The 6,282-nt window shown below is 67.9% G+C and carries 7 protein-coding genes and 1 pseudogene; 3 read left to right on the top strand and 5 right to left on the bottom strand.

The window, feature by feature from the left end; all coding sequences use genetic code 11:
- Together H261_RS17535 and H261_RS17530 are read left to right on the top strand one after the other, a co-directional pair.
- A pseudogene (locus H261_RS17535) lies at positions 1-217 on the top strand (exopolyphosphatase); the annotation flags it as partial.
- Positions 218-380: 163 nt separating this feature from the next.
- Positions 381-836: a YaiI/YqxD family protein gene (locus H261_RS17530; RefSeq protein WP_008620150.1), complete on the top strand. Its 456-nt coding sequence runs from the start codon at positions 381-383 to the stop codon at positions 834-836.
- Here H261_RS17530 and H261_RS23510 read toward each other — a convergent pair.
- The 3 genes from H261_RS23510 to H261_RS17515 are packed head-to-tail and all read right to left on the bottom strand — an operon-like array spanning position 826 to position 3,309.
- Positions 826-1,449, bottom strand: coding sequence for a YkgJ family cysteine cluster protein (locus H261_RS23510; protein WP_008620147.1), 624 nt, complete (start codon positions 1,447-1,449; stop codon positions 826-828). The two genes, H261_RS17530 and H261_RS23510, sit on opposite strands and share 11 nt — an antisense overlap.
- 1 nt (position 1,450) lies before the next feature.
- Entirely contained in the window at positions 1,451-2,647 is a 1,197-nt protein-coding gene (gene rnd, locus H261_RS17520; RefSeq protein WP_040476798.1) for a ribonuclease D, read from the bottom strand.
- Positions 2,648-2,694: 47 nt separating this feature from the next.
- Complete coding sequence (locus H261_RS17515; RefSeq protein ID WP_008620145.1) at positions 2,695-3,309, bottom strand: response regulator; 615 nt, start codon at positions 3,307-3,309, stop codon at positions 2,695-2,697.
- Between the two features lie 181 nt (positions 3,310-3,490).
- On the opposite strand from H261_RS17515, the gene aspS reads away from it, so the two are divergent.
- A complete protein-coding gene (gene aspS, locus H261_RS17510) occupies positions 3,491-5,287 on the top strand; it encodes an aspartate--tRNA ligase (protein ID WP_008620144.1) in 1,797 nt (598 codons plus the stop codon).
- Between the two features lie 90 nt (positions 5,288-5,377).
- Here aspS and H261_RS17505 read toward each other — a convergent pair whose 3' ends face one another.
- Positions 5,378-5,878, bottom strand: a complete 501-nt coding sequence (locus H261_RS17505) for a hypothetical protein (protein ID WP_008620143.1) — start codon at positions 5,876-5,878, stop codon at positions 5,378-5,380.
- The gene (locus H261_RS17500; RefSeq protein ID WP_008620142.1) at positions 5,875-6,135 is read right to left on the bottom strand and encodes a hypothetical protein; all 261 of its coding nucleotides are present in this window, start codon (positions 6,133-6,135) and stop codon (positions 5,875-5,877) included. Before H261_RS17500 ends, H261_RS17505 begins: the two co-directional genes overlap by 4 nt.
- Between the last annotated feature and the right edge of the window lie 147 nt (positions 6,136-6,282).

The following is a 6,282-nucleotide window of genomic DNA, read 5'->3' as shown; positions in this document are numbered from 1 at the left end:
TGCCCGGGTGGTGGGGCTGGCGCTCAGGCTCGCCCACACCCTGTCGGGCGGCGCCCCCAACCTGTTGCGCCAGACCCGGCTGTTCGTCGAGGACAAATACCTGATTCTCGAGGTGCCCGCCGACAACCCGGCCTTCACCTTCGAGGGCGACCGCTCCTTCGACCGCCTTGCCAAGGCCCTGGACTGCGAGGCCCTGATCTTCCGGCGGGTGAAGTGAACCCGACTTCAGCCAATCCGTTCGTAAGATCTGTCATCCCGAGTGGAAACGAGGGGTCTCCGCCCGGTATGGCGGCGCCAGTCCTGAAACGCCGTGCCAGGATGAGATCCCTCCTCCCGATGGTCGTCGGGATGACAGGTCGAACGGCTCAACCGGAATTCCCATGACCCATATCTACATCGACGGCGACGCCTGTCCGGTCAAGGACGAGGTGTTCAAGGTGGCGGGACGCTACGGCCTTGCCGTCACCGTGGTGGGCAATGCCTGGCTGCGGCTGCCCCAGGACCCGCTGATCACCATGATCGTGGTGCCCGAAGGCCCCGACGCCGCCGACGACCGCATCGCCGAACTGATTGAGGCCGGTGATATCTGCGTCACCAACGACATTCCCTTAGGCTCGCGCTGCCTCGCCAAGCGGGGGCTGGCCCTGCGCCCCAACGGCAAGCCCTTCACCGAGAATTCCATCGGCGACGCCCTGGCGACGCGGGACCTGATGAACACGCTGCGCGAGATCGGCACCATGACCGGCGGCCCGGCGCCCTTCACCAAGGCCGACCGCTCGCGCTTCCTGTCGGCGCTCGACACCATGGTGCATCAGGCGAAGCGGGTCATTCCCTGAGAAGGCCGTCCACCGCCAGGGCGAGGTTCATCCCCTCGGCGGAGCGCTTCGCCCCCTGAAGGGCCTCGGCCAGCCCGGCCTGGGCGTGGGCCCAGATACCCTGCTGGGCGGCCAGGACCGGGGTGCGCACCGCCTCGCCCTCGAAGGAGCGGCGGCAGGCCGAGGCGTCGGCGGAATTGTGGGCGCGGCAGGGCAGGGGGCGGGCGGTATGGACGCCGCACAACCCGTCGTCTTCCAGCAGGGGGCAGCGGATGCGCGCCGCCCACCATTGCCGCTGGTCCAGGCCGGCACCCTTGGCGGCGGCCTCGCGGGCCCGGGCGGCGATGGCGGCACGGGCCTCGGGCGGCTTGGCGGCGATGGCCTCGGCCACCAGATCAAGCTCGGCGGCGGTGACGGCGACGATCTGGTGGCAGCACCACGAGCAGCCGGCGGCGCAGGCCTGCCGCTTCAACTGGGCGTCCAGATCCAGCGCCCGGCGGACATGATCGAAAAAGGCATCGGCGGCGGCGATGGCGGCGCGGGTGGCGTCCGCCGGGCTGCGTCCCCGGGCCAGGGCCTCGGCCGCCGCCGCCGCGGCTTGCCGCCTTGCGTCGGAATAGCCGAGCCCGGCCAAGTCAGTCGGCCGTCGCCGGCGGCTCGGAGCAGGCTTCCACCGGCTCGATGGGCACGGTGCGCAGCCGGCGGCCGTCGGTGCAGAAGCCCAGGCCGAGATGGCCGTGCTTGAGCTTCAGGGCGTCCTCGCCGAACAGCTCGCGGCGCCAGCCGTGCAGGGCGGGGACGTCGGCATCGTCGTCGGCGGCGATGGCGTCGATATCGGCGGAATTGGCGATCAGCTTGCCGGCCACCCCGTGCTCGTCGCACTTCATCTTGAGCAGCACCTTGAGCAGCTCGACCACCGGCCCCAGGCCCTTGGGCACTTCCACCCGGTCGCCGGGCTTGGGGCAGTCGGCCTCGGGCAGGGCCATGCCGCGCTTGACCGCCTCGAGGACGGCCTGGCCCATCTTGCCCTCCACCAGACCCTTGCCGATGCCGCGCGTGCGGCCCAGCTCGTGGGTGTCGACGGGGTGATGGGCGGCGATCTCGGTCAGGGTCTCGTCCCTGAGGATGCGCTGGCGCGGCAGGTCGCGGTCCTGGGCCTCGCGCTCGCGCCACGCCGCCAGCTCCTTCAGCACGCCCAGGAAGCGCGGCGAGGTGGAGCGGGGCTTGAGGCGGCGCCAGGCATTCTCGGGGTCGACCCGGTAGGTGCCGGGCTCGGTCAGCAGGGCCATTTCCTCGGCCAGCCACTCGATGCGGCCGTTCTTCTCCACCTTGCGCACCAGCTTCTCATAGGCGACGCGCAGATGGGTGACGTCGGCCAGGGCGTACTGGACCTGCTTTTCCGACAGCGGCCGCATGGCCCAGTCGGTGAAGCGCATGGATTTGTCGATGCGGGCCTTGGCCAGCTGCGAGGCCAGGGTCTCGTAGCCCACCGCGTCGCCGAAGCCACAGACCATGGCGGCGATCTGGGTGTCGAAGATGGGCGTCGGGATGGCGTCGGCCAGATGCAGGAAGATTTCCACGTCCTGGCGGGCGGCGTGGAACACCTTCAGCACATTGGTGTCGGCCATCAGCTCGAACAGCGGCGCCAAGTCCATGCCCGGCGCCAGCGGATCGATGGCGCGCGCTTCGTCGGGCCCGGCCACCTGGACCAGGCAGAGCTGGGGCCAGTACGTCTTCTCCCGCATGAATTCGGTGTCGACGGTGACGAACGGGGCGGATTTCAGTCGGCGGCAGAAGGCCGCAAGCGACTCGGTATCGGAGATCATCGGCATGGCTGCCACAGATACACCCTGGCGGGCGTTCGGGCAAGCGGGGCCGCTCAGGCCGCCGCGTGTCCCGTCCGTTTACGGTCGAGCGCCTCCCAGGTCAGGCGGATCAGGCCGCGCAATTCCTCGCGGCTCATGCCCGACAGCGTGGTCTCGCGCAGCGGGTTGGGCACGGGAAGACGCGCCGCCGCCGGCGTCCCGGGGCGCACGCCCCGGGTCCGGCGGTCGGGGCCCACATAGGATTCGGTGACCACGAAGCAGCGGCGCTTGCGGATCAGCCCGGTGATCCGCTCGGCGACCTTCACCGGATCGACGGGTTTCTCCAAGATGGCGTCGGCGCCGCAATCGAGCAGGCGGGCCAGATGTTCCGTCTGGGCCAGCGAGGTCATCAGGATGGTGACCGCGAAGGCGTTCTCGGCCTCGACGCCCCGGCGCATGTCGCGGACCAGGGCACAGGCCGCCTCCACGTCGCCGTCGGTGTCCACCACCAGCAAATCGATCATGTCGGAACGGTCGAGGGGGGTATCCCCGGCCGCCTGATCGGAGACCTGCAGCGACCTGCAGCCCAGCACCCCAAGGGTCCGGGCGACCACGTCGCGGCTGCGGGAATCGAGATTGCGCAACAGGGCGCGCATACCCGTGGCATTGTGGGGGGCGTCGTGCGTCATGGCTCACCATCCTGGCAAGAGCGGACGACCTTCTGGCCGCCGGCATCCGATCACGCTCCGACCGGGCTGCAGGACCAAGTTTGCCCCGGACTCGTAAATATTGGGTTATCCCGCCTTGACAAAATATGGCTCGGGATGCCTTCTTCCCGCTTTGAATTCGCGCATCGCGTACGAGGGTTTCATGCACGTCTATCGGTCACACACCTGCGGTCAGTTGAAGGCGGCGGATGCCGGCATCCAGGCGCGGCTGTCGGGTTGGGTTCATCGCAAGCGCGACCACGGCAACCTGCTGTTCGTCGATCTGCGCGACCATTACGGCCTGACCCAGTGCGTCATCGACATCTCCAGCCCGGTGTTCGCCACCCTGGAGAAGGCGCGGCCCGAAAGCGTCATCACCGTCACCGGCAAGGTGGTCAAGCGCTCGGCCGAGACCATCAATCCTCGCCTGCCCACCGGCGAGATCGAGTTGCAGGTGGCCGAGATCGAGATCCAGTCCATCGCCGACGTGCTGCCCATCCAGGTGGCCGGCGACCAGGAATATCCCGAGGACATGCGCCTCAAGTACCGCTTCCTCGACCTGCGCCGCGAGGACGTGCACGCCAACATGATGCTGCGCTCGCGCGTCATCGCCCATCTGCGCCAGGCGATGATCGGCCAGGGCTTCACCGAGTTCCAGACCCCGATCCTCACCGCCAGCAGCCCGGAAGGCGCCCGCGACTATCTGGTGCCGTCGCGCCTGCATCCCGGCAAGTTCTACGCCCTGCCCCAGGCGCCGCAGCAGTTCAAGCAGTTGCTGATGGTCGCCGGCTTCGACAAGTACTTCCAGATCGCGCCCTGCTTCCGCGACGAGGCCGGCCGCGCCGACCGTTCCCCGGGCGAGTTCTACCAGCTCGACTTCGAGATGAGCTACGTCACCCAGGATGACGTGTTCAACGCTATCGAGCCGGTGCTGGAAGGGGTGTTCAAGGAATTCGGCAAGGGCCGCGCCGTCACCCCGGCGCCGTTCCCGCGCATCACCTATGCCGACGCCATGCTGAAATACGGCTCGGACAAGCCCGACCTGCGCAATCCCATCGTCATCGCCGACGTCACCGAACCCTTCCGCGGCTCGGGCTTCGGCCTGTTCGCCAAGCTGGTGGACAAGGGCAACGTGGTGCGCGCCATCCCCGCGCCCGGCGCCGCCGGCCAGCCGCGCTCGTGGTTCGACAAGCTCAACGACTGGGCGCGCGAGAACGGCGCCGGCGGCCTGGGCTACATCCAGTTCGCCGCCGACGGTCCCAAGGGGCCGATCGCCAAGAACCTGGAACCCGCCCGGGTCGAGGCCATCAAGGCCGCCGCCAACCTCAAGGACGGCGACGCGGTGTTCTTCTCCTGCGACAAGGAGCTGCCCGCCGCCAAGTTCGCCGGCGCCGTTCGCACCAAGATCGGCAACGAGCTGGACCTGCTGGAAAAGGACGTCTTCAAGTTCTGCTGGACCGTGGACTTCCCCATGTACGAGCTGAACGAGGAGACCGGCCTGGTCGAGTTCTCCCACAACCCGTTCTCCATGCCCCAGGGCGAGATGGACGCGCTGCTCAACCAGGACCCGCTGACCATCAAGGCCTTCCAGTACGACATCATCTGCAACGGCGTCGAACTGTCGTCGGGCGCCATCCGTAACCACCGTCCCGACATCATGTACAAGGCCTTCGAGATCGCCGGGTATTCGAGCGCCCACGTGGAGGAGCATTTCGGCGGCATGCTCAACGCCTTCAAGTTCGGCGCGCCGCCGCACGGCGGCTCGGCTCCGGGCGTCGACCGCATCGTCATGCTGCTCGCCGACCAGCCCAATATCCGCGAGATCATCCTGTTCCCCATGAACCAGCAGGCCCAGGACCTCCTGATGCAGGCCCCCGCCGAGGTCCCCATGGAGCGCCTGCGCGAACTCCACCTCAAGGTGGACCTGCCCAAGGCGAAGAAAGAGGTCAAGGAGGGCTGAGGCTCTTCTGCTGTCTACCGAGTGCGAGAGGGGGCTTCGGCCCCCTTTTTCATGGGCGCTGCCCAAGATATTCCGAAGGAATGGTGTCTGCTACGCGCTCATCTTCACCGGCGGCTGGGTTTGCCAACTCAGCTTGGCCAGGGCGTTTTCGGCGATGCGGACCTGGTCGGCGTCGGGGTTGTATTTGCGTTCGAATTCGACGCGCTGTTCCCAGCGGCTCAGCATGTCCTTGGGGTGGTCGGGGCGGGCCGGTTCGCCGGTGAGGGCGCCGATGGTTTCGTCGTAGCGGGGGTGGAGTTCGGTGGGGAAGCCGATCATCTGGAACTCGTCCCAGGACAGCGTGCCTTCCATGTAGAGTTCATGGGTGACGTCGGCGAATTCGCGGGGCGAGATGTTGCGCAGGTCGAAGCGCGGTTCCTCGGGCGGCGCGGGCGGGGGCAGGGCGGCCATGGGGGAGGCGGCCGTTTCGAGCTGGGCGGTGTCTCCGGTCTTACGGCTTTCCGCCGCCGCGCCGAGGCGCGGTTCCAGGCGCGGCGCCTCGGGGGGCGGGCGTTCGGAGAACAGGCGGAGAATGGTAGATCCGATATTCATGATGTCTTGAGGCCGGGCGGCAGGGTGGTGTCGAGATAGGGTTCGAGTTCGGGGGCGGCCAGCAGCGAGCGGAACTGCTCGGCCGACAGGGTTCCCTCGGCGAACAGTTCGCCGACCAGGGCGGCCATTTCCCGGGCGTCGGGATGGGCCGGCGCGATGGCGGCGGGCGACAGGGGAGAAAAGCCCGGATGGGCCGGCGAATACTCGGAAGACCGCAAAAGGGTCTCCATCCAGTCGGGAGCGAATTCAAAGGTCATTCGCCTACTCCTCCAAAAACCGAGTCACGAACCCGATATTCATGATGCAGGCTTCGTGCCACGCAGGGACGGTGCGAATCCTGGGCTTTCCGCGGCATCGCCGGCTCCCGGGCCGGGAAAATGTTGCCGGGGAGGAAATATCTGCCG

The sequence above is a fragment of the Paramagnetospirillum caucaseum genome, assembly GCF_000342045.1.
Taxonomy (GTDB): domain Bacteria; phylum Pseudomonadota; class Alphaproteobacteria; order Rhodospirillales; family Magnetospirillaceae; genus Phaeospirillum; species Phaeospirillum caucaseum.
Note: the sequence above shows the minus strand (reverse complement) of the source record. Positions and strands in the feature narration are given on the sequence as shown.